Origin of the sequence: Lachnoclostridium sp. An196 (assembly GCF_002160135.1) — a bacterium.
Taxonomy (GTDB): Bacteria; Bacillota; Clostridia; order Lachnospirales; family Lachnospiraceae; genus Hominiventricola; species Hominiventricola avistercoris.
Genome location: NZ_NFJZ01000003.1, coordinates 199,493 through 224,341 on the forward strand (window position 1 = coordinate 199,493; position 24,849 = coordinate 224,341).

The following is a 24,849-nucleotide window of genomic DNA, read 5'->3' on the forward strand; positions in this document are numbered from 1 at the left end:
GGCTGGTGGTCCCGCCTTAGTGCCAATGTGCCACCCCTGCAAAAAAACATGGAAAGGAGGCGATGACCCATGCAGGAGGAAGTAGAAAACAGGACTTTAACGCTGGTTGTCAGCGGCACAAAGTTTACCGGCAGGCTGCTCAAAGCCGCCGTTACCAAGTACATGGCCCATCTCAAAGAGAAAAAACTGCAAAAGCAGAAAAGCCGGGATGCGCCTGTCATTCCCCACGGTAAGCAGACCGTCAAAGAGCTTATAGGTCAAAATCAGGGTGTTTCTAATATCGAGATTACTGATCCCTCCATCAAGGAGTTTGAAAAAATCGCCCGGAAATATGGGGTGGATTATGCGGTAAAAAAGGATTGCAGTTGTTCCCCGCCCAAGTATCTGATCTTCTTCAAAGGTCGGGATGCCGATGCGCTGACCGCTGCATTTACCGAGTACACCGGCAAAAAGGTCAAAAAGACTGAGAAAACGGAGCGCCCGTCTGTGCTGACAAAGCTGAAGCAGTTCAAGGAGCTGGTGAAGAATGCCGTTGTGGATCGAACCAAGCGAAAGGAGCTGGAACGATGAAAAAGCAACCCAACATCAAAAAGCTCGTTTTGCTGAATCTGCCCTATCTGTTGATGGGGCTGTTCGCCACTAATTTCGGTGAAGCGTGGCGGTTGGCTGTGGGGGTAGACGCTTCTCAAAAACTGCTCTCGTTCTTCTCCGCTTTGCCTGGGGCGCTACAAAGCTTCTGGCCCAGCCTGCACCCTATGGATTTGTTGGTGGGGCTGTGCTGCGGTGCTGGCCTGTGGCTGGCGGTCTATCTCAAGAGCAAGAACGCCAAGAAGTACCGGCACGGTATGGAGTATGGCTCCGCCCGCTGGGGCACCCATGAGGACATCGCGCCCTACATTGACCCGGTATTCCAGAACAATGTGATTCTGACCAAAACCGAAAGCCTGACCATGAGCAGCCGCCCGAAAGACCCGAAAACGGCAAGGAATAAAAATGTGCTGGTAATTGGTGGCTCCGGTTCCGGTAAAACCCGTTTCTGGCTTAAACCCAATCTCATGCAAATGCACAGTTCCTACGTCGTGACCGATCCTAAGGGCTATACTTGGAGAGGATAGAGAAAGGGTGCGTCACACGAGATAAAAGTACATAACGAAGGGAGGTTAAAACCGTGGCAAAGAAAGAAGAAATCAAAATCACAGCGTTGTATGAGCGGCTGTCCAGAGATGATGAACAGGTCGGAGAATCCAACAGTATCCAGAATCAGAAAATGTACCTTGAAGAATATGCCCGTCAGCATGGCATGAGAAATATCCGGCATTTTTCGGACGATGGGTACAGCGGCACAAACTTCAATCGTCCCGGCTTTAACGCCCTTCTGGAAGAAATTGAAGCAGGTCATGTGGCTGTCCTGATTGTAAAGGATTTAAGTCGTTTTGGAAGAAACTACCTGCAAGTCGGCTACTATACCGAGGTTGTTTTCCCGAAAAAGGGCATCCGGTTCATCGCCATCAACAACAGCGTGGACAGTGCCAACCCCTCAGACAATGACCTTACCCCGTTTTTGAACATCATGAACGAGTGGTATGCGAAAGATACCAGCAACAAAATCAAGGCGGTATTCAAAGCCCGGATGAAAAACGGCATGAGGTGCAGCGGCTCTATCCCCTATGGCTACAAGCGCACCAAAGAGGACAAGCAGCAGCTGTTCGTGGATGAACCGGCTGCCGAGGTTGTCAGGAAAATCTTCTGCCTGGCTTGTCAGGGCATTGGAGTAACTGCCATTGCCGAAATGCTGTCAGCGGAAAAGATACTGATACCGTCAGCCTATGCCGCCAGATATTTTCCCGAAAATTGCAGACACAGCGAGGTTGCAGACCCCTACCGCTGGAGTGCAACCACCGTAGGGTACATTCTGGACAGGCAGGAATATCTGGGACATACGGTGCTGGGCAAATCCATCTGCGAAAATTTCAAAACGAAGCAGCGCAGAGCCGCCACAGCCGATGAACTGATGATTTTCCCCGATACCCATGAAGCCATTATTGAACAGGACACATGGGATATTGCCCATAAACTGCGGTTGCAGAAGCGTCCGAAAGCAGCCAACGGAACCTATACCCACCGTCTGTCCGGCTTGATTTACTGTGCAGACTGCGGTGCAAGGATGAATTTTTGCAGCCCGGACAGGGTGAAAAGCGGAAAACGGTTTGATTCAGATTCAGCTTTTCAGTGCGGAAATTATCGGAATACTGCCGGTCAATGTGTATCCCATTTTGTCAAAACATCGGTTCTGGAAGCGGTAATTTTACAGGCAATCCAAGCGGTCAGCAAATATGCCCTTGAAAATGAAGCCGAGTTTGTTGCCCAGCTCAAAAGCATCTGGAATGAAAACCAGAGCAAAAACACAGACAGCGGACAGCGGGAACTGGAAGAAGCCAGAAAGCGCATGGCAGAGCTGGACACCATGATCCAAAACCTGTACGAAAGCTCCGTAAAAGGTGTGCTGCCGGAACGACAGGCGCAGCGCATGATCCAGCAGTACGATGAAGAACAAATCCTTCTGGAACGGCGGGTACAGGAGCTGGAAAGCCAGATTCAGCAGGAAACCGTAAAGAAAGCAGACACTGAGCGTTTTCTGGCACTGGTCAGAAAATACCGTGACTGCACAGAACTGACCGATGCCATGCTCTACTCTTTCATCGACCGGGTGGAAGTTCATGAAGCAACTGGTGGGCGCACCATCTACCGCCAGCAGAACATCGACATCCACTTTAATTTCATCGGCAGCTACTACCCGCCTGTTGAAACTGTGTCCGAGGAAGAACGAATTGCCGCCATAGATGCGGAGCAAAAACGGAAAAAGCAGGAAAAAGGCAGACGAGCCAATGAACGCAGGAAACAGAAAATAGAAGCCCTGCGACTGGCAGCAGAAGCCGGTGATCCGGAAGCGATTGCCCAGTATGAGCAGCATTTGAGCAAACTGCGAGAGCGAAACCAGAAGTACCGCCAGAAGGTTCGGGAAGCCAGAGAAGCTGACCCGGAATATCTCCGGCAGCTGGATGAAAAAGAGCGTATCCGTCAGGAAAAGCTGCTGGAAACCGAGCGTAAGCGTATAGAACGAGCTACCCGGAAAAAGAAGCTGTCACGAGCCGAGCTGAGAGAAAAAGCCAAAACTGACCCGGAAGCTGCCGAGCAATGGGCGGCAATGAAAGCCAAAGAAGCCGAAGCCCGGCATCGCAAAAAGGAGCGTGAAGAAGCCCGGATAGCGTCAGACCCGGAGTATGCGGCTATGATGGCGGAGCGTAAGGCTGAATATACCCGCACCCGGACAGCCAAACGCAAGGCTGAACACAATGCACTGGTTGAGCTTGCCAGGACTGACCCGGAAGCTGCCCGGCAGTTGGCTGAAAAGCGGAAATACCAGAGCGAAGCAACCACAAAATCCCGTCAGAAAATGAAAGCGGCGGCAGAAGCCGGTGATCCTGATGGCATCAGGCGTTATGAAGCCTACCTTGCCAAACGCAGGGAGGATTATCATAAAAAGAACCAGAGCAAGGAGGAAATTTCAGCATGAAAGAGTTAAAACCGAGAATCCACGAAAACGGCATGGACTATGTGCTGGTGGGCGATTACTATGTGCCGGATTTGAAGCTGCCGGAGGAACACCGCCCCATTGGTCACTGGGGACGGCTGCACCAGTCCTATCTGAAACAGTTTCGCCCGATGGTTTACAGTGACCTGCTTTTGTCCGGCAAGCTCCACACTGTCCTTGCCGATCTGAACGAACAGGCATCTGACAGGCTGAACCTGATTATCCGCCAGATGGCAGAAGCCGAGGGTGTGACCGAAGCCATGAAAGCTGAAAATCAGATGTTGTGGGTGCAGTCCATGAACTCCATCCGCAGCCGGGCAGAGGAAATCATCAAGGCAGAGTTAATCTACTGCTGAAGGGAGGTGGTGCTATGATTTTGGAAGAGATGTACAGCGGGAGGTTTTATCCATGTGAAACGGTTGTCCCCACATCGGAAGTATACCGCAAGGCGGTCAAAGCCTGTGAGAAACTGATGGAGCAGCTGTCCCAGCGGCTCAGCAAAGAGGACTATGAACTGGTGAAGGAACTCCGGGCGCAGACAGCAATCGCCCAATGTGAAGAAAGCGAAAGCCACTTCAAATACGGCTTTTCTGCTGGGTTGATTGTTCAGCATGAAGCCTATGAACAGGTCAATGGGGAGAAATAGTCATGTTTCTGATAAAGCTGTTGGCGTTGCCGCTGGTGGCAGCTGTGGCCCTGATTCAATGGGTGGCAATCTTTCTGACTTCCTTTTCTGCTATCCTTTTTGACCTGCTGGCAGGAATAATCTTCATAATTACACTTGCCGGGCTAATGTTTGGAGTGTGTACCGTCATGGAAGCATTGAAAATGCTGGCAGTCAGCTTTGTAATCTTCATCATCCCCCGGATAGCGGAATGGCTGATTGAAAGAATTGTAGACATAAACTACGGACTGCGTAATTTTATCAAGTCCTGACCCGACAATTTCATATTGTTCACAAAGCGACAGGTATTCCTATGGGAACTATCTGCCGCTTTTATTTTTATCAACTTCAAGGAGGACTATTTTATGAAAATGAGCATTGGTGAAAAGAAAATCCTGTTTGTCTTTGGCTGCCCTAACCGTGAAGCAACGGTGGAGCGTCTGTATCAGGTGGCACACCTGATTCCCGACCCTGCCGGAAAGAAAGTCGTGGAAACTCTGGCTGACAAGCTGGACAGCGAGGGCGTAGAAAAGTGGTATCGCTGCTTCTTCTACAATATGAAGCTGGAGATGGAAGCCTATTACCGGCACAAGGCTATTTTGAATCGCATCGTGGGCGGCAGCATGGAGGTTGACAATGACGAGATTGACGAAGATTGAGAAAGAAACCATCATCCTGTTCAACGAGGGAGAAAGCACTGCCAGCATCTACACCTACAATGCCGGGCTAAAAAAGCGGCTGGCTGCGTTCAGCAAAAAGTATCCTGACCTGTGCCAACTGGAAAAGCCGGAGCATCTGGGCGGCGTGTCCTATCTGATCGACAAGTCCCGGCTGTCCATCCGCTTGCAACCGCCGTACAGCGAGGAACGCAGGCAGAAAGCCAGTCAGCACGCCCAGAAAAATGGTTTCAACGGCAAGACAAAGTAATGCAGCGATAAGGGGCGATTTGCGGTCAGAATGTCGGGTCTGCACCCGATGTTCTGACCACAACTACATAGAAAGGTATAAAGTATCAAGTTACAAATATTTGTTGAAAAAGCCGATTTAGAGTTGAAGAATTGCAAATTATTTCCGAGTTTTATAGCTCTGCTATTGCATTTTTATAGCAAACTTGCTATAATGTATAGTGAATTATTGTATAAACACCGCACATTATAGAGGTGAGAATATGAATTTTTCAGAAGCAATTAAATACATCCGAAAGGTCGCTTATCTTAGTCAAGAATCTTTTGCAAAAGAGATAGGCGTATCGTTCTCAACAGTGAATCGTTGGGAACGTGGGAAGTCAAAACCGAACTATGCTGCTATGAAAAAAATCAATGCTTTTTGTAATGATAACTCAATTAAGGTTGATTTTGACGAAGATGATTCTTAATTGAGGAGGTGACATCATGGCAAAGATAATGCAGATAATAGCCAAAGAAACGAATGGTAAAAGCTATAATACGGAAAAATATTCGTTTGATACCATAGGAATGCCATCATTTGATTATGACGATGATGGCAGCAAAATAATGAAATGGCAAGTATCTGGCGAGACCACACGCCACAAAAAGCCAGTGCCACTTGGAGACTATGCAAGACAGTTAGCAGGTAGTCCCCCTGTTATTAGCTATTTCTTAGATGGTTCACGTCATGCCTATAAAGTTGACGATATTTCATATAACAAACAGGTCTATCCAGTTGTAGCCGGACAAGTTGGCGTTGGATGTTGCAGACGAGTAGATGGTGTTATGCACGCCGAAAAGTTTTATAGAAGGCTGGTATTGTCTCTACCCAATGTATGTAATGCAGATGGTTGGGGTGATGAGGAGTTCTTTGCAGCAAAAACAGTAAAGTTGAACAAGAGTGCTGAGTTAAAGCGATTAGGGATTGAATTCTCAGCTATCCTTCCGTACACAATGCCAAAAGACAAGAGAAAAGGAAAAGTTGAAGATAGTGGCATAGCCTGCATCCAAGATTACATGATACAGTCCGAAAAGGAAATGGTAGCAGAGCTTGTAAAAGCAGGCAGAATCAATCAGAATAATTATTTGCTCAAAGATGGTTCGCTGGAATACAAGCCAATGAAAACAGGCAGAGACGATTTGCGAGAACTTCAGAAGATAAAGCACAACTATCGTTGGGTTATAGGCGTTTCAAAATCCTTTAATCCCGAAAGCATTTTAGACCATACTGGCAAACCGAATGCGAACTACATTGCTGACCTTCCACTATTCCATAGAACGCCAGTTGCACTCTATGAAAACAAGGCTTTTTTAGGGGATGTCCAGTTTGCAGTCTGGTACATAAGAATCAGAGATAAGAAGCACACCAGAACTCCTTTTGATGGCGTGATTAAGGTTGAAAAAATTCTTATGGACGAGGAATATGGCATAGGCATAGACAGTGATGAAATTGATTTGTTGAGTGCTACGCTGATCAATGAACGAACTCCAACGTGTTATGGTACGGATAAGAGATGGGCAAACCATCTTTACCCCGTTTTCTTGACAGAATCTTTTGTGAAAAGCAAATACATGAGTACAGAAATGTTTCTGCACTTATTCTAAGGAGGAAATGTTGTGACAGATTCTACGATTATAGGTCGAGTGTTGGCAACAGAAAAAGCCCCTACGACTATTGATAATTTTGCATTTTGGACTAATCCGACGCTGATATTAAATCCGTTTGATATTGTAAAAGTCGAACACGTTAATGGATCTTTTTCATATGGTATGATTGAGGATATATCTCATATTACTGATGCAGCGAGCTTTTTAACGAACTACATTTCAAGTGATTTCGGTGATGTAGGTGTAGAAAGTCCTACATTACGTGTTGGGATGAACTATGTTCAAGCAAAAGTTGTATGTAACACCAAGAATATCTACATTCCTTGCCAAAGCAATGCAAAGGTATATCTTGCAACAGCCAATGAAATCGAATATGCGTTAGGATTAAAAGATATTCGTAATCCGTTGGTATGTGGTTATCTTGAAATGTACGAAGGAACCGCCGGCTGTGAAAAGGTTATGCTTCCTGTACGGCTGAATTCTAAATTCATTATCGGACCAGAGGGCGCACATCTGAATATCTCTGGTATTTCTGGTCTTGCTGCAAAAACATCCTATTCAATGTTTTTGATGAAAGCTATCCAGGACAGATATTTGAATAGCGAGGATGAGGAAGATTCCGTTGCGTTTGTTATGTTCAATGTTAAGGGTAGAGACCTTTTAACCATTGACCAACCAAATGATTACAGCGATGAAGAAAATCCGGAACAGGCACGAAAAGAAAACCTTTCTATGTATGAGAAATTAGGCTTGTCAGCAGAGCCTTTCCAAAATGTAACCTACTACTATCCTTATTCTACCGAGAAATACTGGAATACGTATTTGAAGCCAGAAGAAGTAGCTGACAATGTAAAGAAGAAAAAGGCAAAGAAATTCAAGTATATCTACAAGTATGATCGCAATAACTTGGATTTGATGTTCTCTAATATTGATGATACCACTCAGACTATGGATGCAATCATCAATTATATTATGGCGGGTCAAGGTAAATTCGGTTCTGTAAATGACTGGCAAGAGTTCCTTGAAGCGATTAAGGAAAAATGCAATGCTGGTGGAACAACAGACAAGGAAATTCCTATTTCAAGCTGGCGAAAGTTCTACCGTATTGTAAATAAGGCGATTAACGACAAAACCGCTATTTTTGCAAGAGCTGTTGATGAAAGCAAGGCGGAAACAAGACTTGGCGATTCGTTGAAATACATCAAAAAGAACGAAGTCCATGTCATTGACATCGCAAAACTCTCGGAAGATAAGCAAGCGTATGTGTTTGGTGATGCGGTTAGAACGCTGTATAACTTGCAGCTTGGAGAGTACAACGGAGACGAGGGTGTAGCACCTCCGTCCAGAATTATTATTTTCATCGACGAGTTGAACAAGTATGCTTCTAAAGATGCTCCTCGTCATTCTCCGATTCTTCAACAGATCCTTGATGTTGCTGAAAGAGGACGTTCGTTAGGTGTTGTTTTGTTTGCCGCAGAACAGTTTAGAAGTGCAATCCATGATAGAGTAACGGGTAACTGCTCTACTCATGCCTATGGCAGAACAAACTCCATTGAGGTTACAAAGAGTGATTATAAGAGTGTTCCATCCGTATACAAGACAATGATGACAAGATTAAAGCAAGGCGAATACATTGTGCAAAATCCTATCTTTAGGTCTATGCTGCACATCAAATTCCCGAAGCCAATTTATAAACAGATAAAATGATGGAAGTGAAATGACATGGCTAAGATAGGAAAGAATATCCTTGAAAATCTGACAACGGGTATGTATTCGGATTCAAAGGTAGCCTACAGAGAATATGTACAGAATGCCTGTGACCAGATTGATAAGGCAATAGATAGTGGGATTGTAGCCCCCGAATTAGCAGAAGTTGCAATTTTTATCGACCAAAAGAAACGATATATTTCGATTGAAGATAACGCTACGGGTGTACGAGAAAAAGATTTTGTTGCACAGTTGGGCGACATTGCAAACTCCGATAAAAAGATCGGTGTAGACAAAGGTTTCCGTGGTATTGGACGACTTTGCGGTTTGGCGTATTGTCGAACTTTGGTTTTTACAACATCATATGCAGGAGAGGCAGTAGCTTCTCAAATGAGCTTTGATGCGAAGCTGATGCGTGAGATGTTGATTTCAGACAAGAAGTATACCGTGGATGAGATTCTTGATGCAATCGTAACAACTAAAACTGATAAGGAAGAAAAGGACAAACATTACTTCAAGGTTGAGCTGATTGATATTAACCACGAAAACACTGATTTGCTTGATACCGCCGGAGTGCGTGATTATTTGAGTTTTGTTGCTCCTGTTCCTTATACAAACAAGTTCCATTATAGGCATGATATTTATGGTCATGCTAAAAGCCTTGGTTTTACCATTGACGAATACAAGGTTACTGTTAATGGAGCGCAGCTTTTTAAGGAATATAAAACCCGTTTGTATGAAGGTACAGATAATGCACGAAAAATCTATGATGATGTTTTTGGTGTGGAGTTTAAGGACTTTTACGATGGGAAAACTTTGATAGCATGGGCATGGTATGGTTTATGCCGATTTGAAAAGGCTATTCCCAAGGCATTAAATCCTATGTATGGATTTAGGTTGAGACAAGGAAATATCCAAATCGGAGATAATACGGCTGTTGCGTCCTTATTCAAGGAAGATCGAGGAAATAGCTACTTTATAGGAGAGATTTTTACTGTTGACAAGAATCTTATTCCTAACTCTCAGAGAAACTACTTTAATGAAACCCCGGCAAGAATAAAACTGGAAGAACAGCTTAGAGTATTTTTTTACGATGAGCTTCATCGTTTGTATCATGTGGCTAACGAAACCAAAAACCATTATAGGAAGTTGGAAGCCTATAATGATGCTGTTGCAAAACTTCAAGAGAAGCACGCAAAAGGTTTTGTTGATAAAAAGGAACAGAGCCGCATGGAGGCTACGGTTGAAGATGCAAGAAAGAAAAAAGATGCTGCTAAAAAGAAACTCGAAAAGACTGTTGGAACTCTGTCTGCAAGTGGCTCTTTGACTCCAGAACAGCGTGTTCAGAAGGAGATTCAATATAAGTTTGAGAAGAAGAATATTTCTTCTGACACTCAGAAAGCAGAGAAAAAAGAAACAGAGATTGTTGAGCAGAAGGAAGAAAAGAAATCTAAATATTTCACAGATAACCTTTCGAAGCTCGACAAGAGCAAGCGTAAACTCGTAGGACAAATAATGGGAATTGTTAGCCAAATAGCTCCTGAGAATATCGCTGAGGAAATTCAAGCAGCAATAGAAAAGGAGTTTAGATAATCATGAACAGAAAAGTTCTTTTGGTTGAACCCAATTACAAGAACAAGTATCCGCCAATGGGACTTATGAAGTTGGCGACTTATTACCGTCAATCTGGCGATGATGTTCGCTTTTTCAAAGGAGACTTGAGAGACCTTGCCGCTGATTTGGTTATTGAAGATTTGCTTGAACAGCTTTCTTCAATCGACCCAGATACAAAGTGGAAGAAATATAAATTGGTTCTCATTAATTATATTCGTAAGGCTAATACATCTGCATTAGATGAATGCGAAGCGTTTACTTCAAATGCAATGGCATATCAACTTGCAAAAGATGCTCGCCTATCATACAAGAGAAAAGATTATTTCAAGAATCCTCCCTTTGATAAGGTCGGCATCACTACATTGTTTACTTTCTATTGGGACATAACAATAGACACCATCAACTTCGTTAAGAAATTATGCAAGGACGAAAAGGATGTTATGGTAGGTGGCATCATGTCTACATTGTTGCCGGAAGAAGTTTATCAAGCAACAGGCATCCATCCTTTTATTGGATTGCTTAATCATCCTGGTGACATTGACGAAGGTGATACAACAATCATTGATACATTGCCGTTGGATTATTCAATTTTGGATGAGATAGAATATAAATATCCTGCGAACAATGCTTATTTCGCATACATGACCAGAGGTTGCATCAATCACTGTGCTTTTTGTGCAGTACCTACACTCGAACCGACCTACTGTGATTATATCAGTCTGAAAGAACAGATAAATATAGCAAGGGAACGTTTTGGAGAGCAAAGAGATTTGCTTCTTCTGGATAACAATGTTCTGGCATCAAAGTGTTATGACAAAATCATAGATGAGATTAAGGAATGTGGCTTTGGACGAGGAGCAACCTACATTCCACCAAACCAGTACGAGATTGCAATTCGTAATCTGAGAGACGGATTTAACGACAGAGCATATATTCGGAAATGTGTGAGACTATACAAGGCTTTGATGGAAAAGTTACCGTCTGAAGAAAAAACAGAGTTCTATCTCAAACTTGAAGAGGTTGACTGCTTGCATCATGAAACTGCAACAAAAGAAGATATATTGTCATTGGACGAGTATGTTGCTCCGTTGTATGCGAAGCATTTCAAGCACAAAAAAGGGCTAAAACGTATTGTCGATTTCAATCAAGGTATTGATGCACGTCTTATCACAGATGCTAACATGAAAAAATTGTCCGAAGTAAATATCTATCCGTTGCGTGTCGCCTTTGACCATTGGGAACAGAAAGATATTTATGAAAGAGCAATCAGAACAGCTGTATCAAATGGAATTACGAACCTTTCCAACTATATGCTTTATAATTTCCATGATAAACCGGAACATCTTTACCACAGAATGAAGATGAATGTTGATATGTGTGACGAACTTGCTGCCAACATTTATTCATTCCCGATGAAATACCACCCAATCAATGACCCAGAGTTTTTTATGAATCGAGATTTCATTGGAAAGCATTGGAATAGAAAATTCATTAGAGCAATTCAAGCTGTGCTTAATTCGACAAAGGGTAAGGTAGGTAAAGGGAAAACATTCTTTGAAGAAGCATTTGGAGCAGATGAGCAACGCTTCTGGACTATCCTCTGGATGCCAGAAACATTTATCATTTACAGATTTATGTTTAAGGACAATCTGGCAAAAGAATGGGAGGAAAAATTCTGGAGCTTACCTGCTGACAAGTTAAAAACTGTGCAGGAAATTGTAGCACTAAACCAATTCAAAGAGTTGGATATGAGCCAGTACGATGAGCAAGTACGAGATGTGTTGACTTACTATCAGTTTACAAGAGACGAAGCCGAGGAACTCATCAAGAAAAACAAACAGGATAATGACTAAGCCAAAAGCGATCAACCGTAAAAAGTTGGTCGCTTTTGTTTTGCCCATTATTCAGAAAGGAGCCTGATCCTATGAATGAAAAACTGGAAAAACTGAGCCGCCAGAGAGCCGCAGCCGAGAAAAAACTGATTGCTGCCCAGCACAGAGAGAAACAGCTGGAGCATGAGCTAAAACGCCTGACACGGAGCGAGAGAACCCACCGGCTTTGTACTCGTGCCGGGATGCTGGAGAAGTTTCTGCGTGAGCCTACTCTGCTGACCGATGACGATGTGATGGAGCTGCTGACCTTCCTCTTTCACGATGAAGCCGCACAAAAGAAGCTGGACACGCTGATTGAAAAGCGGAGAAAAACGCTGACAACGGACGGCAGCGAGAACCCCTTGTTTTAACAAGGGCGCAATTATACACCGCCTAAAGGTGGTGCATTGCGTTCTGCCGAAAGCCCCTTGCAGGGAGCTGATGATTTCCGCACAGGATAAGCCCTCTGCTCCAATCATCCAGTGGAAGCTGCACTTCCCCTGCGCTGGCTAAAGCCAGCTACCCCTTTGCCCCCTGCTGTCCGAAAATCCCTGCCGGACAGGAATTTCCGAACAACAGGAATAGAACCCGATGACCTGACCGCTTGCAGCTTTGCAGACGGTCTTTTGTTTTGCCAAAGGAGATGATGAAGTGGCAAACCCTCATTTTGAAATCAAAATCACGAAGCGGAGCAAACGGCAGTCAGCTGTTGCCGGAGCTGCCTACCAGAGCGGAGAGAATCTGTTTTCCGAGTATGACCAGAAGCACAAAGACTACCGAAAAAAGGAAGGCGTGGTCTACACGGAAATCATGCTGCCATCCCATGCCCCACCGGAATACGCCGACCGGGAACAGCTCTGGAACGCTGTGGAAGCCGTTGAAAACCAGTGGAACTCCCAGCTTGCCAGACGGTTTGTGCTGGCACTGCCCAGAGAAGTGCCGGAGGAACTGTATCCTCGGATGGTGCAGGACTACTGCAATCAGTTTTTTGTTTCCAAAGGTATGATTGTTGATTTTGCCATCCACGACCCCAAGCCACCGGGACACAATCCTCATTGTCATGTGATGCTGACCATGCGGGCAATGGACGAGCATGGGAAATGGCTTCCCAAAGCCAGAAAAGTTTATGACCTTGACGAGAATGGCGAGCGCATCCGACTTCCATCCGGGAACTGGAAAAGCCATAAGGAGGACACTGTTGACTGGAACGAGCAGTATCATGGGCAGGAGTGGCGCACCGGCTGGGAAACAGTGCAGAACCGTTATCTGGAAATGGTAAACAGCCCTATCCGTGTCGATCTCCGTTCCTATGAAAAGCAGGGGCTGGACATCCTCCCCACCGTCCACATGGGAGCAGCTGTCACACAGATGGAACGCCGTGGCATCCAGACCAACATCGGCAATCTGAATCGGGACATCAAAGCCGCCAACCGCATGATGAGCGTGATCCGCAGTACCATTCAGAATCTGCGTGACTGGATCAGCGATATTCTGGAAGCCCGGAAAGAGCTGCTGGCAGAGAAGAAGCCGGAAAACGCATCCCCCGACCTTATTAACCTTCTGCGGGATTATCTCAATCTGAGAAAGGCAGAACGCCGGGACTGGTCAAGATACGGTCAGCAAAAAGGTGCAACGAAAGATTTGCAGTCCTTTGTCAACGCCACCAATTATCTGAAAGACCATGAGATTTTTACGCTGGAACAGCTGGACAGTGTGCTGGAGGAAGTGAAACAGAAATCCGGCAGCATCAGCACCGGCATGAGGAAAGCCGAGAGCCGCATGAAAGTGATTACCGGCATCCAGAACGCCGCCCAAGATTGTCAGCAGCATAAAGCTGTCCATGACAAGTATGTGCGAATCGGCTGGAAAACAGTGCAGTCCGTTTATGCGGAAAGCCACCGGGACGAGCTGGACACATACAACAAGGCGTACCGTTTTTTGAAAAAGCATGGTGTTGACCTGAATGTTGATCTGGAAGCCCTGCAAGCGGAATATGAACAGCTGCAAACTTCTCACGCAGAATATACCGGGCAGTTGGCGGCAGTGCAGGAGGAATTGAAGCCGCTGAAAGAAATCCGATACTGGGTCAGCAAGGTACTTTCCCCGGAACAGGCAGAGGTCAAAAAGAAGCCGGAGCCGAAGCACTCTGTCACCGAACAGATTCAGGATTATCGGGAGGAATCCAGAAAAAAGGACGAGCAGCACCGGCAGGAGAAAAAACAGAATATGGAACGGTAAGGCATCTGATTTTCAAAAGAAATCGGGTGCCTTTTGTTTTGTTAGGAGGTGGAATTTTGAATGTATTTGAAGCGGTCAAACAGAATGTGACCACCAGACAGGCAGCGGAGCTGTACGGCATCACTGTCAGCAGAAATGGCATGGCGGTCTGCCCTTTTCACAACGACAAAAACCCCAGCATGAAACTGGACAGGCGTTTTCACTGCTTTGGCTGTCAGGCTGATGGGGATGCAGTGGATTTTGTTTCCCGGCTGTTTCAGCTGCCCAGCAAGGAAGCCGCCATGAAGCTGGCTGATGATTTTGGGATTGCCTATGACAACGGGCAGAAGCCGACCGTCAAACCCCATATCAGGGAACCTACCCCGGAGCAGAAATACAGGCAGGAAGAAATGCACTGCTACAAGGTCTTATGCGAATACTTCCACCTTCTCCAGAAATGGGAATACCAGTATGCCCCGCAAACGCCGGAGGATGACTTGCATCCGCTCTTTGTGGAAGCCCTGCAAAGGAAATCCTACACAGAGTATCTGTTGGATAGTTTTCTGGACGGATCGCCGGAAGAACGCCGGGAGCTTGTAGCACAGCAAGGAAAAGAGGTGATGAAACTTGAGCAGCGAATTGCAGAATGGACAGCAGCTGGAACTCTGCACCGTGGAACAGGTCAGAAGCAGCCTGGAACAGACCGAGAAAGGTAAGGTATCCAATGCCGCAGCCAACTATAAACGGGTGTTTCAGCTTGACCCTCTGCTGAAAGGAGCTATCCGAAAAAATCTGCTGACAGAACGAGTGGATATTGTGAAGCCCCTCGGCTGGTATCGGGACAGCCCGACTCTGACCGATGTGGACATCAAATATCTGCTCTTGTATTTTGAGGAAAACTATGGGCTGACCATCGAGAAAAAGATACAGGATGCCGTGATGGTGATTGCCAACGAAAACCGCTATCATCCTGTCCGGGATTTTCTCAACGCCTTGCAGTGGGACGGTATAGAGCGCATCCGATATTGTCTGCACCGTTTTCTGGGAGCCGATGCCGATGATTACACCTGTGAAGCCATGCGGCTGTTCCTTCTGGGAGCAATCTCACGGGCGTTCCGTCCCGGCTGTAAATTTGAAATTATGCTCTGTCTGGTGGGCGGTCAGGGAGCCGGAAAGTCCTCGTTCTTTCGCCTGCTGGCAGTTCAGGATGACTGGTTTTCCGATGACCTGAAAAAGCTGGACGATGAAAATGTGTACCGCAAGATGCAGGGACACTGGCTGATTGAGATGTCGGAGATGATTGCCACCGCCAATGCCAAGAGCATTGAGGAAATCAAATCCTTCCTCAGCCGCCAGAAGGAAACCTATAAAGTGCCATACGAAACCCACCCGGCAGACCGAAAACGGCAGTGTGTGTTCTGCGGCACTTCCAACACGCTGGACTTCCTGCCCCTTGACCGCACCGGCAACCGCCGTTTTGTGCCGGTCATGGTACATCCAGAGTTGGCAGAAATCCACATTCTGGATGATGAACCGGCAGCAAGAGCCTATCTCATACAGGTCTGGGCAGAAGCGATGGAGATTTACCGCAGCGGAAACTTCAAACTCCGGTTCAGCCCGGCAATGAACGAGTATCTGAAAGTCCACCAGCGTGACTTTATGCCGGAGGACACCAAAGCCGGACAGATCATCGAGTATCTGGAAAAGTGTTCGGACAACATGGTCTGCTCCAAGCAGCTGTTCCGGGAAGCCCTGGGACACAGCTTTGATGAGCCGAAGCAATGGGAAATCCGGGAGATCAACGACATTATGAACAACAGCGTGACCGGATGGAGGGCGTTTTCCAATCCTCGGTACTTCCGCAGCCCCTATGGGCGGCAGAAAGGCTGGGAGCGCATCCAGCCCGACAACAGAGGTGGAGATTTTCAGGAATTGACGCCGGAGGAAGTGGAGCAGCTGGAACTTCCCCCAGAGTGGCTAAAGTAAAAAATCAGTGCCGGTTGCCGTTTTGTTGTCGAGCCGGTTGTCGGTCTGGTTGTCGGGCGAAAGTCTGAAAACCCCTGATTTGATGGGCGTTTCCTCTCCACTGACAACCATGACAACCGACTTTTATAAAAAAAGAAGAAAAAGAAAATAGAGCATCTGCCCGACAGAGTTTTAAGGTTTTCTGATGTCCGTTGTCAGGACTTCGTTGTCAGCCTTTCCTTTGTCGGGCTTCTTTACAGGAGGTGTCGCACATGGAACAGGCAGCAGCCAAAACGAAAGCAGGACAGGCAAGTCCGGCAGGAACATTCAGCATGAAGCTGGGCAAGACCACCTATGTGGTGGGCGTTCATTTCAGCCAGACCGCAAAGGACACGCTGGAGGACAAAATGAAGCGACTGATGAAGGACGATGTGAAATCATCGAATTTTTGATGCAAAACTTGGTGAGATATTCCCTTTATTTATCTTGACAAAACACTCCCGAAGGGAACTATTTTAGTCGAGTGCGGAAAGATGCTTCAGCGAGGAACGCCAAAGTTGGGCAAGGACGGAAAGCCCCTGAAAAACAAGCATGGTAAGGTCATTTATGAATCGTATCGAATCAAGGTTTTGAATACCATCAACTTCAAAAAGTCGATGCACTACAATCCTTTTTCGTACATTCACAGTGAAAAGGACATCTTGAAGCTGGTAACGACCTTAATTGCGAATACGAAGGGAGAGGGCAAGGCCGGGGACGATTTTTGGGTCAAGGCGGAGACGCTACTGTATTGCGCCCTTATTGGGTATATCCATTATGAAGCTCCGGTGGAGGAACAGAATTTCTCCACTCTCATTGAGTTCATTAACGCGATGGAGGTTCGAGAGGATGACGAGGAGTTCAAAAATCCTGTTGACCTGATGTTTGACGCCCTGGAGGCAGAGAACCCCAACCACTTCGCCGTGCGCCAGTACAAAAAATATAAGCTGGCTGCTGGTAAGACTGCCAAGAGTATTCTGATTTCCTGTGGTGCGCGTCTTGCGGTGTTTGACATCGCGGAGCTGCGGGAGGTCACTTCCTATGATGAGTTGGAGTTAGATACCCTGGGAGACCGGAAAACAGCGCTGTTTCTCATTATGAGTGATACGGATGACAGCTTTAACTTTCTGATTTCCATGTGTTATACCCAGCTTTTCAACCTCTTGTGTGAAAAGGCTGATGATGTGTACGGTGGGCGGCTGCCCATCCATGTGCGCTGCCTCATCGACGAGTGTGCCAATATCGGCCAGATTCCCAAGCTGGAGAAGCTGGTGGCCACCATCCGAAGCCGAGAGATCTCCGCCTGTCTGGTGTTGCAGGCACAATCCCAGCTGAAAGCCATCTACAAGGACAACGCCGATACCATCATTGGTAATATGGACACATCCATCTTCTTGGGCGGCAAGGAGCCGACTACCTTAAAGGAATTGGCTGCCGTGCTTGGGAAAGAAACTATCGACACCTACAACACCGGCGAGAGCCGTGGGCGGGAGACCTCCCACTCTCTTAATTATCAGAAATTGGGGAAAGATATGCCATACTTGTTGGTGAAGAGTTCAGCTGCCTTGAATTTGACATGAACAGGGACACGATCAGCTGAATTCGGAGAAAAATCGAATACAGGAGGTCGCTTATGGAACACTTACCGAAGAAAACCTGTCAAAACGGCATTAGCTATACACTGGTCGGTGATTACTACATTCCAGACTTACAGCTGCCGGAAGAAAACCGCCCCATTGGGATTTGGGGCCGTATGCACAAAGCCTATCTGGAGCAGTGCCATCCAGCCCAGTATAATGACCTGATTTTGACCGGAAAACTCTGGACATACCTGGCGGATCTGAACGAACAGGCACAAAACCGGCTGCATTGTATCATTGCCCAGATAAAAGAAACGGAAGAAATCACTGAGGAATTGAAAGCCCAGGATCAGATGGCATGGGTCAGGGCAATGAACAGCATCCGAAACCGTGCGGAGGAAATTGTCCGTCACGAACTGATCTATGATGCAAAGGAGGTGCTGTGAGATGGTGTTAGATGACTTATATTGTGGTAATATCTACCCCGCAGAACAGGTAGTTCCTCATGAAAAAGAATACCGCAAGCTACATAGGCATACCGGAGAACTGCTTACTGAGTTAGAGGAAAAGCTCTCTAAAGAGCAGATGGAGCTGGTCAACCAGTTTCACACCCATGTGATTGATGTTCACTGCATGGAGTTGGAAGCGCACTTTCAACACGGCTTTTCCTGATAAGGTAGAATAAGTTTCGCAAATTAAAAAATGGACAAAAAGAGACATGGTTTGCAGAACTCTGGTAGAATGAAGTTGCGACACCACCATTCTGAAAGGAGACAGCAAACCATGTCCGAGAAGATTGTACAGCTAAATGAGGAGGTAATCAAGGGGCAGCTCAAGGAACTCGTGCGCGGCAGCGTGGAGGAGACCCTTAACGAGCTGCTGGAGGCCGAGGCAGAGAAATTGACCCAGGCAGCCCGGTATGAGCGCAATGAGCAGCGGCAGGGCTACCGCAGCGGCCACTACAGCCGCAACCTCACCACCACTTCCGGGGATGTTACCCTAAAGGTGCCTAAGCTCAAGGGGATCTCTTTTGAGACTGCCATCATTGAGCGGTACCGCCGCCGGGAGAGCAGCGTGGAAGAGGCTCTCATTGAGATGTACCTGGCAGGCGTATCGGTCCGGCGTGTGGAGGACATTACAGAAGCTCTGTGGGGCAGCAAGGTCTCTCCCTCCACCATCAGTGAGCTGAATAAGAAAGCGTATGTCCACATCGAGGATTGGAGGAACCGTTCTTTGCAGGGTGGGCGTTATCCGTATGTCTATGTGGATGGGATCTACCTGCGCCGCAACTGGGGCGGAGAGTTTGAAAATGTAGCCATTCTGGTGGCAATCGCGGTCAATGAGGACGGATACCGTGAGGTTTTAGGTGCCGCGGAGGGCATGAAAGAGGACAAGGCCAGTTGGGTCAGCTTCTTTCAGTGGCTCCGCGGGCGTGGTCTGGGCGGTGTCAAACTGGTGGTTGGCGACAAGTGCCTTGGTATGCTGGAGGCTGTGGGAGAAGTATTCCCTGAAGCCAAATACCAACGGTGTACCGTTCACTTCTACCGCAATGTGTTCTCAGTCACGCCTCGCTCCAAGGTAAAGCTGGTAGCCAAGATGCTCAAGGCGATCCACGCTCAGGAGAGCAAGAAAGCTGCCCGTGAGAAGGCCAAAGCTGTGGTGGAAGAACTCCGCTCCATGAAACTGAAGGAGGCCGCTAAGAAGGTAGAGGATGGCATTGAGGAGACGCTGACTTACTGCGATTTCCCCAGCGAGCACTGGACTCGCATCCGCACCAACAATGTCATTGAGAGGCTGAATCGGGAGATCCGCCGCCGCACCCGCGTGGTGGGCAGTTTCCCGGACGGTAACTCTGCCCTCATGCTGGTCTGTGCCCGGCTGCGCCATGTGGCCGGTACCCAATGGGGCAACAAGAAGTACATGAACATGAAGCACCTGGAGGCTGCCCTAGAGGATGCCTCCATTGCTGGCTGACTTCATTTATCACGGAGCCTGCAAACCAATTTGCGAAAAATCCTTGACACTACCCTTTTCCTTGGGAATGATGCTGATGAAAGAAGTATATGAATTTATGGAAAACAGTAAAAATTAGCAGCTAATGTTTAAAAAGTCATAAGCAAAAGCGACACAGACCAACTCCTAAGAGAAGTTGATGTGTGCCGCTTTTTATTTCAGTGAGATAGGATAGTATGCAGCTATATATTGCTACACTCAACTTACTCTTCGGGATCTTCTGCTACATTATCAGTTGAATTAGATCTCATTTTCTCGTATAAAGTGATTTGAGCAGCTTCTAACTCTCCTGTTAAGCTAAAGAGAAAATCCTTCATCACATTGTATCTAATCATTCGATTTGTGTGCTTATTTAAGCCTTCGGATGATGCAAGTTTATATTTTTTCAACCAATCAAACAGTGTCTTTTCTGGATCAGTAATTTTTCCTGTTAAATCCATATCATTATCAAAGATGGAATAGAGTTTAACGAATGATTCTAAACGGTCTTTGTGGTGCTGATCAACTTCGATCTTTTCTCGTTGCATATAAAATACAACAGAAAACAGGGTGTATAGTTGGGCTTTTCTTCTTAGAAATTTGGTAACGCCATCAGAAACAAAAAATGATGATATCGTTTCTATTGCAGCACATACTGCTTCTTTATCACGTTCTGCATCTTTATATTCGACTTGCAACTCCTCATAAGCTTGATTGAGGGCAGATTGATCAGTTTGATCTATTATTCCTTTACGATATAGCAGCAAAAGCGATGCACAAAATTCCACATCCTTCATACGCTTTACATCCGGGCCAGTAAATAGCCGCCTTTCGTCCCATAACGAATTGTTGGAAATTTCCCTTGCAAGTGCCGCAAATTCGCCAGATACGCTATTCCGTTTTTCTTGATCGTTTAGGTTATAATCTGTAAGATTAAGACGATTAAACATAGTAATGATATCATCACGAGTTGCTTTGGAATCAATTTCTATTATCATTAATGGGTAATTCCAAAAAGTTTTTCTCGTTTCAGTATCTAAATCTCTAAAATATTTATTTGCGTAAGCTTTCTTAATGCTGTCATCCAATAAAAATTGCGATTTCAACTTGAACTCATTGTTGATGAAAGAATAGATTGCCTTTATTCTTTGCTGTCCATCAACAATATGCGTAATAGATGCACCCGTTTCGGGATCAGTGTCAGCCCTCCAGAAAAAAAGTTCTGGAATAACTAATTGGAGTAAAATAGTTTCTATTAAACGTACTTTGTCTTTTTCGCTCCATACGGAACGGCGCTGATAGCTATCATCAACAATCAGCTTTTTTTCATCGAACATTGTAAATATTTCGCTAACTGTTTTTCTGTTATCACTAAAGCTAAACATTTTTCTTGCCCTCCAATGCAGCTCTCGCCTTAGATATTCCTATAAGTTGGTATTCTTCTAAATCTTCCCAGCTTCTATAAATTCGGTATGTAATTGGATGCTCAAAGCGGAGTTTATCTTGCAACGCTACATTTATGGGGGAAACTAATTCATCCCATTCTTCACGTATACCATCTATTTTCTGAAGGTTTTTGTCATTAATATACCCTCGGAATATGGAAGCGGTTAAGTATTGATAATAGTATTGGTTATATATCCCTTTTGTGTTCCTCAAAAGCGTCCAAAAATGTAGGTATAGTCTTTCCGAAATAACAGCAATATCAATATCAGAGGAGTCTATTTTACCATCTCGATTGTGAAAAGGCTGTAACACCTTCTTAGGGGACAAACTATACCCTGTTTTGGCACTCCCTACAATTTGCATACTATGAAAATTAATTCCTAAATTTGTAGATACCACTTCTTTGAAGAAATCCATTTTATCTACAATCTCATCCGGAGCAAAATGGAGATAGTCTGAAAAATACCAGTTATGCGATTTCACAATATGTTTTAAATAAAATGCTTTTGGATCTAATGTCAATAAATCTTCCTTGAGAATATCTTGTGTAGCCATTTGTCTATTCCTCTATTCTGTGTAAAAACTGGTCAATCCATTCAGAAATGTCATTTGCAATTCCAAGTGCCAACAGATAAGGTACACCATTTCCAACCATCTTAAATTTTGCTGAAAGTGGTAAATCTGGAGGCAAGGAAAAATCTTCTGGTAATGATTGTATTGCTAATGCCTCCGCTACACTGATTCTTCTGGCTAAATATGGATGAAGATGAACTTCATTATTCCCATAAGCTGCTGTTGGAGAATATCTCCAGCGATGCAATCTCTTGAACGATTTTCCGCCAGAATCTCCTTCTGGGATTGTGATAAATTTCTGGGTGCTTTTCACAGTAAAAATATCATTTGCATTGGGATGGTGTTCGACATTATTCTGAATAAACCAGTGTTCGACTGTTAATTCATCTATAATTCCTTCCGGTTCATCTAAATGTCCATTTTCGACAAATGGTGCAGTTCTTGGCCAGTTAATATCTTCTATTTCTTCCATTTCAAATTGATGATGTTGTCCAATCTGAAAATTCAGTTGCTTTCCAAATCTGCTTCTCAGCAAACCAACCAGTACAAGCCTATCCCTATACTGAGGAACACCATATTCCAATGCGTTTTCTAATGAATCAAATAAAGAATAACCAGCTCGGTATAATTTCCGCTTCATACGTTCATAAAACTCTTTGTGTTTTTTAGTATGAACCAACCCTTTGACATTCTCCAACACAAAGAAATCTGGTTTATGTTTAATAAGTAATTTTACATAAACAGATGTGAGCTGTCCGTTTTCTCCATTTTCCCCCTTGTTTTTTCCTGCTGTAGAAAAGTCTGGACAAGGAGGTCCGCCGATAAAACCGATTAATTTATTCTCTCGATTGTCATAGCCGGGAAATGATTCTTTCCAAATTTTATCCGACAAAAATTCTCTAACATCTTTATGACTATACCCATAAGCTGGAATGTGTCCATTATATCTTCGTGCATATTGATATGCCTTCAGAAATTGCTCATTGTATTCATTAACAAAGACAATGTTGAAGCCGGCATTTTCAAATCCCAAGTCTAAAAATCCCAATCCAGAGAAAAAAGAAAAAACTTCAACATCCATCTTTTTCTCTCCTGGTAATAATTTTTAATTGCCCGAGTTGAATTCTACAAGTTTCTCCCAGTTAATGCTACCATCCTCGAAGCAGAACTCCTGGGTAAACTCTCGGACGAGCCGGTTTGCGGCCTTCTGGTAAGATGCGTCGAATTCTTCCACATACTTCTCAGGCAGCTTGTCCATGAAGCGGATCAGCTTTATGTAGAACTCTTCATCGCCGGTCAGTTCTGTCCAGAAATCTTTGCCCGCCAGTTCCATATAGAATTTTGGCAGTCCACGATTGGACACTTTTTTCTTCCCATAACCATAACCAACAATCGGGACAAAGCGTTTCTTCGCCTGCTGTGCCAACTTGCTGGCTGCCATAAAGTTTTGTTCCTGCTTTTTACGGCTATCAGCATTGAAAACGCTTGTACCAGATTTTACTGCAATGGCATAGATAGTGTTATCCCGTTCCACCATAATGTCCACACCTTCAGCCAATGCTTTCTGACCCTGGGCGGCAGCGGTGGCTATCGGCTCAAAGAATACATTGCCGAAGATCGTTTCTTCCGACGAGGACACAAAAGCGGCAAGAATTGCATCAATAATCTGAGCCGCCCCATTCATAGCCTTGGCTCGGAACAGATACGGATTTTTGCGTTTCATGACAGTTTTTACATTTAGGCTGTCTACTTTTTTAATTAAGTTCGTATAGAAGTTATCCAACGCAGTAGCAATTGCTTCCACGATAGCAGCTTCGTTGTAACTATTATTTATTGGCATAGCAGCTTCCCCCTAATTCGATAGCTTGTTTCAACTTTTGATGGATGTCAGTCCCTCTAAACCGCTTTGTCCGGATTTCAGCAGACTGATCTGCAACAGAAAGCACAGCTTTCCCCAACGCTGTTGCCAGCCCTACCGGAACGGCATTACCAATTTGCCGGTATTTCGCAACACTTGTCCCCATGAATTTCCAATCATCAGGGAACTGCTGGATACGGGCATACTCTTGTATGCTAAGAGGGCGATCTTGGGTTGGATGGCACATCATTGTTGCCTTCTGAACAGGAGATGTTACTAATGTAGGCGATGGCTGGCTATAAGATAGCCGTCGGTAAAAGCCCACTTTTCCTCCTCCTGATCCATAAGCACCACCCATTGCCTCCATTCTTACATCTTCCGGAAGGTCACGCCAATTCCCACCCTCCGGAACAAGGCGGAGATATGCAAGACGGTCTTTGCTGAACGCAGCACATTCTCCACAGTTATGTTCTAAATCTTTAATGGTATCCTGGAGTGTACGCCAGCGATAAGCAGGGTCTTGATGCATTTGAAAATGGGTCGGGAATGGCAGAAAAATATCTTCGTTATCTCTGCTTCCAATCAAAACAAACCGTTCACGGAATTGAGGAACGCCATAATTTACAGCATCCAGAACCCCATACACAGTTTTATAGCCAAGCTTGTTGAATTCAGAAAGGATAACATCCAGAACCGTGCCCAAGTGTTGTTCAGGATCATTTTTGTCACGCTCTGCAAGAGGGGTGTGCTTTAACGGGGCAGACATAATCCCTTTCACATTTTCCATAATGAAGAAACGGGGACGGATATAGTCAATCATTCGGATAAAATCCATGAACAAGCTTCCACGGGGATCATTGATTCCCAACCGCTTTCCAGCAGTGGAAAACGGCTGGCAAGGCGGTCCGCCGCAAATGAGGAAAGGTTCTCCTTGTGCAAGCCCAACTTGTTCAAGCAAATCTGCGGCATCAATTTCTCTGATATCTCCGCCCAATACCTTGTGGCCATTTGCCCGCATAGTGGCTACGCAGGCAGGGTCAAAGTCTTGTCCAATCACAATGTTCAGACCCGCCTTTGCAAGGCCGATATCCAATCCCATCGCTCCGGAAAAAAGGGAAATCACATCCCGGTTTGAGGTGTTATTTTTGTAATGCAGAAAATCCATGTATGCCCTCC

General features: G+C 45.4%; 25 protein-coding genes and 2 pseudogenes. 22 read left to right on the forward strand and 5 right to left on the reverse strand.

The features are described 5' to 3' along the window. The first annotated feature begins 69 nt into the window (after positions 1–69). From B5F29_RS05475 to B5F29_RS05575, 22 genes and pseudogenes are all read left to right on the forward strand, one after another. Complete coding sequence (locus B5F29_RS05475; protein ID WP_002587405.1) at positions 70–570, forward strand: PcfB family protein; 501 nt, start codon at positions 70–72, stop codon at positions 568–570. After that, positions 567–1,097, forward strand: a pseudogene (locus tag B5F29_RS05480) (type IV secretory system conjugative DNA transfer family protein); the annotation flags it as partial. The gene B5F29_RS05475 and the pseudogene B5F29_RS05480, both read left to right, overlap by 4 nt. A gap of 71 nt (positions 1,098–1,168) precedes the next feature. After that, positions 1,169–3,574 carry a recombinase family protein gene (locus B5F29_RS05485; protein ID WP_087153663.1) on the forward strand — a complete coding sequence of 802 codons (2,406 nt, stop codon included), beginning with the start codon at positions 1,169–1,171 and terminating at the stop codon, positions 3,572–3,574. Further along, positions 3,571–3,948, forward strand: a complete 378-nt coding sequence (locus tag B5F29_RS05490) for a TnpV protein (RefSeq protein ID WP_087153664.1) — start codon at positions 3,571–3,573, stop codon at positions 3,946–3,948. Before B5F29_RS05485 ends, B5F29_RS05490 begins: the two co-directional genes overlap by 4 nt. Before the next feature lie 14 nt (positions 3,949–3,962). After that, entirely contained in the window at positions 3,963–4,238 is a 276-nt protein-coding gene (locus B5F29_RS05495; protein ID WP_009259727.1) for a DUF6809 family protein, read from the forward strand. Between the two features lie 2 nt (positions 4,239–4,240). Then, positions 4,241–4,528, forward strand: coding sequence for a CD1845 family protein (locus B5F29_RS16265; RefSeq protein ID WP_143449122.1), 288 nt, complete (start codon positions 4,241–4,243; stop codon positions 4,526–4,528). 93 nt (positions 4,529–4,621) lie between these two features. Next, positions 4,622–4,915, forward strand: a complete 294-nt coding sequence (locus B5F29_RS05500) for a hypothetical protein (RefSeq protein ID WP_087153665.1) — start codon at positions 4,622–4,624, stop codon at positions 4,913–4,915. Then, entirely contained in the window at positions 4,893–5,183 is a 291-nt protein-coding gene (locus B5F29_RS05505; RefSeq protein ID WP_087153666.1) for a molecular chaperone, read from the forward strand. Before B5F29_RS05500 ends, B5F29_RS05505 begins: the two co-directional genes overlap by 23 nt. A gap of 241 nt (positions 5,184–5,424) precedes the next feature. Continuing rightward, positions 5,425–5,631, forward strand: coding sequence for a helix-turn-helix domain-containing protein (locus B5F29_RS05510; protein ID WP_087153667.1), 207 nt, complete (start codon positions 5,425–5,427; stop codon positions 5,629–5,631). Positions 5,632–5,647: 16 nt separating this feature from the next. After that, complete coding sequence (locus B5F29_RS05515) at positions 5,648–6,808, forward strand: hypothetical protein (RefSeq protein ID WP_087153668.1); 1,161 nt, start codon at positions 5,648–5,650, stop codon at positions 6,806–6,808. A gap of 12 nt (positions 6,809–6,820) precedes the next feature. Beyond that, positions 6,821–8,518, forward strand: coding sequence for an ATP-binding protein (locus B5F29_RS05520; RefSeq protein ID WP_087153669.1), 1,698 nt, complete (start codon positions 6,821–6,823; stop codon positions 8,516–8,518). Positions 8,519–8,533: 15 nt separating this feature from the next. Next, positions 8,534–10,111 carry an ATP-binding protein gene (locus B5F29_RS05525; protein WP_087153670.1) on the forward strand — a complete coding sequence of 526 codons (1,578 nt, stop codon included), beginning with the start codon at positions 8,534–8,536 and terminating at the stop codon, positions 10,109–10,111. Between the two features lie 2 nt (positions 10,112–10,113). Further along, on the forward strand, positions 10,114–11,985 hold the full coding sequence (locus B5F29_RS05530) for a hypothetical protein (protein WP_087153671.1): 1,872 nt from the start codon (positions 10,114–10,116) through the stop codon (positions 11,983–11,985). Positions 11,986–12,056: 71 nt separating this feature from the next. Further along, complete coding sequence (locus tag B5F29_RS05535; protein ID WP_087153672.1) at positions 12,057–12,374, forward strand: DUF3847 domain-containing protein; 318 nt, start codon at positions 12,057–12,059, stop codon at positions 12,372–12,374. Positions 12,375–12,654: 280 nt separating this feature from the next. Beyond that, positions 12,655–14,241, forward strand: coding sequence for a MobQ family relaxase (gene mobQ, locus B5F29_RS05540; protein WP_087153673.1), 1,587 nt, complete (start codon positions 12,655–12,657; stop codon positions 14,239–14,241). A 56-nt stretch (positions 14,242–14,297) separates the two neighbouring features. Then, on the forward strand, positions 14,298–14,936 hold the full coding sequence (locus tag B5F29_RS05545) for a CHC2 zinc finger domain-containing protein (RefSeq protein WP_087153674.1): 639 nt from the start codon (positions 14,298–14,300) through the stop codon (positions 14,934–14,936). Further along, a complete protein-coding gene (locus B5F29_RS05550) occupies positions 14,878–16,206 on the forward strand; it encodes a virulence-associated E family protein (protein ID WP_334293251.1) in 1,329 nt (442 codons plus the stop codon). Before B5F29_RS05545 ends, B5F29_RS05550 begins: the two co-directional genes overlap by 59 nt. Before the next feature lie 251 nt (positions 16,207–16,457). Continuing rightward, a complete protein-coding gene (locus tag B5F29_RS05555; protein WP_242955584.1) occupies positions 16,458–16,637 on the forward strand; it encodes a transposon-encoded TnpW family protein in 180 nt (59 codons plus the stop codon). Between the two features lie 42 nt (positions 16,638–16,679). Further along, positions 16,680–17,759 (forward strand): annotated as a pseudogene (locus B5F29_RS05560) (VirD4-like conjugal transfer protein, CD1115 family); the annotation flags it as partial. 98 nt (positions 17,760–17,857) lie between these two features. Next, entirely contained in the window at positions 17,858–18,250 is a 393-nt protein-coding gene (locus B5F29_RS05565) for a TnpV protein (protein ID WP_087153677.1), read from the forward strand. Between the two features lies 1 nt (position 18,251). Further along, on the forward strand, positions 18,252–18,476 hold the full coding sequence (locus B5F29_RS05570; RefSeq protein WP_087153678.1) for a DUF6809 family protein: 225 nt from the start codon (positions 18,252–18,254) through the stop codon (positions 18,474–18,476). 111 nt (positions 18,477–18,587) lie between these two features. Next, positions 18,588–19,778: an IS256 family transposase gene (locus B5F29_RS05575; RefSeq protein ID WP_087153679.1), complete on the forward strand. Its 1,191-nt coding sequence runs from the start codon at positions 18,588–18,590 to the stop codon at positions 19,776–19,778. Between the two features lie 242 nt (positions 19,779–20,020). Here B5F29_RS05575 and B5F29_RS05580 read toward each other — a convergent pair whose 3' ends face one another. Genes B5F29_RS05580 through B5F29_RS05600 form a run of 5 tightly spaced genes read right to left on the reverse strand, consistent with a single transcriptional unit; the run spans position 20,021 to position 24,838 of the window. Continuing rightward, positions 20,021–21,181: a DUF262 domain-containing protein gene (locus B5F29_RS05580; RefSeq protein WP_087153680.1), complete on the reverse strand. Its 1,161-nt coding sequence runs from the start codon at positions 21,179–21,181 to the stop codon at positions 20,021–20,023. Further along, the gene (locus tag B5F29_RS05585; RefSeq protein WP_087153681.1) at positions 21,174–21,797 is read right to left on the reverse strand and encodes a hypothetical protein; all 624 of its coding nucleotides are present in this window, start codon (positions 21,795–21,797) and stop codon (positions 21,174–21,176) included. Before B5F29_RS05585 ends, B5F29_RS05580 begins: the two co-directional genes overlap by 8 nt. A gap of 4 nt (positions 21,798–21,801) precedes the next feature. Beyond that, positions 21,802–22,896: a DNA cytosine methyltransferase gene (locus tag B5F29_RS05590; protein WP_082382892.1), complete on the reverse strand. Its 1,095-nt coding sequence runs from the start codon at positions 22,894–22,896 to the stop codon at positions 21,802–21,804. A gap of 24 nt (positions 22,897–22,920) precedes the next feature. Continuing rightward, entirely contained in the window at positions 22,921–23,655 is a 735-nt protein-coding gene (locus B5F29_RS05595) for a PmeII family type II restriction endonuclease (protein WP_054338965.1), read from the reverse strand. Beyond that, the gene (locus B5F29_RS05600) at positions 23,642–24,838 is read right to left on the reverse strand and encodes a DNA cytosine methyltransferase (RefSeq protein WP_087153682.1); all 1,197 of its coding nucleotides are present in this window, start codon (positions 24,836–24,838) and stop codon (positions 23,642–23,644) included. The genes B5F29_RS05595 and B5F29_RS05600 overlap by 14 nt, the downstream gene beginning before the upstream one ends. Between the last annotated feature and the right edge of the window lie 11 nt (positions 24,839–24,849).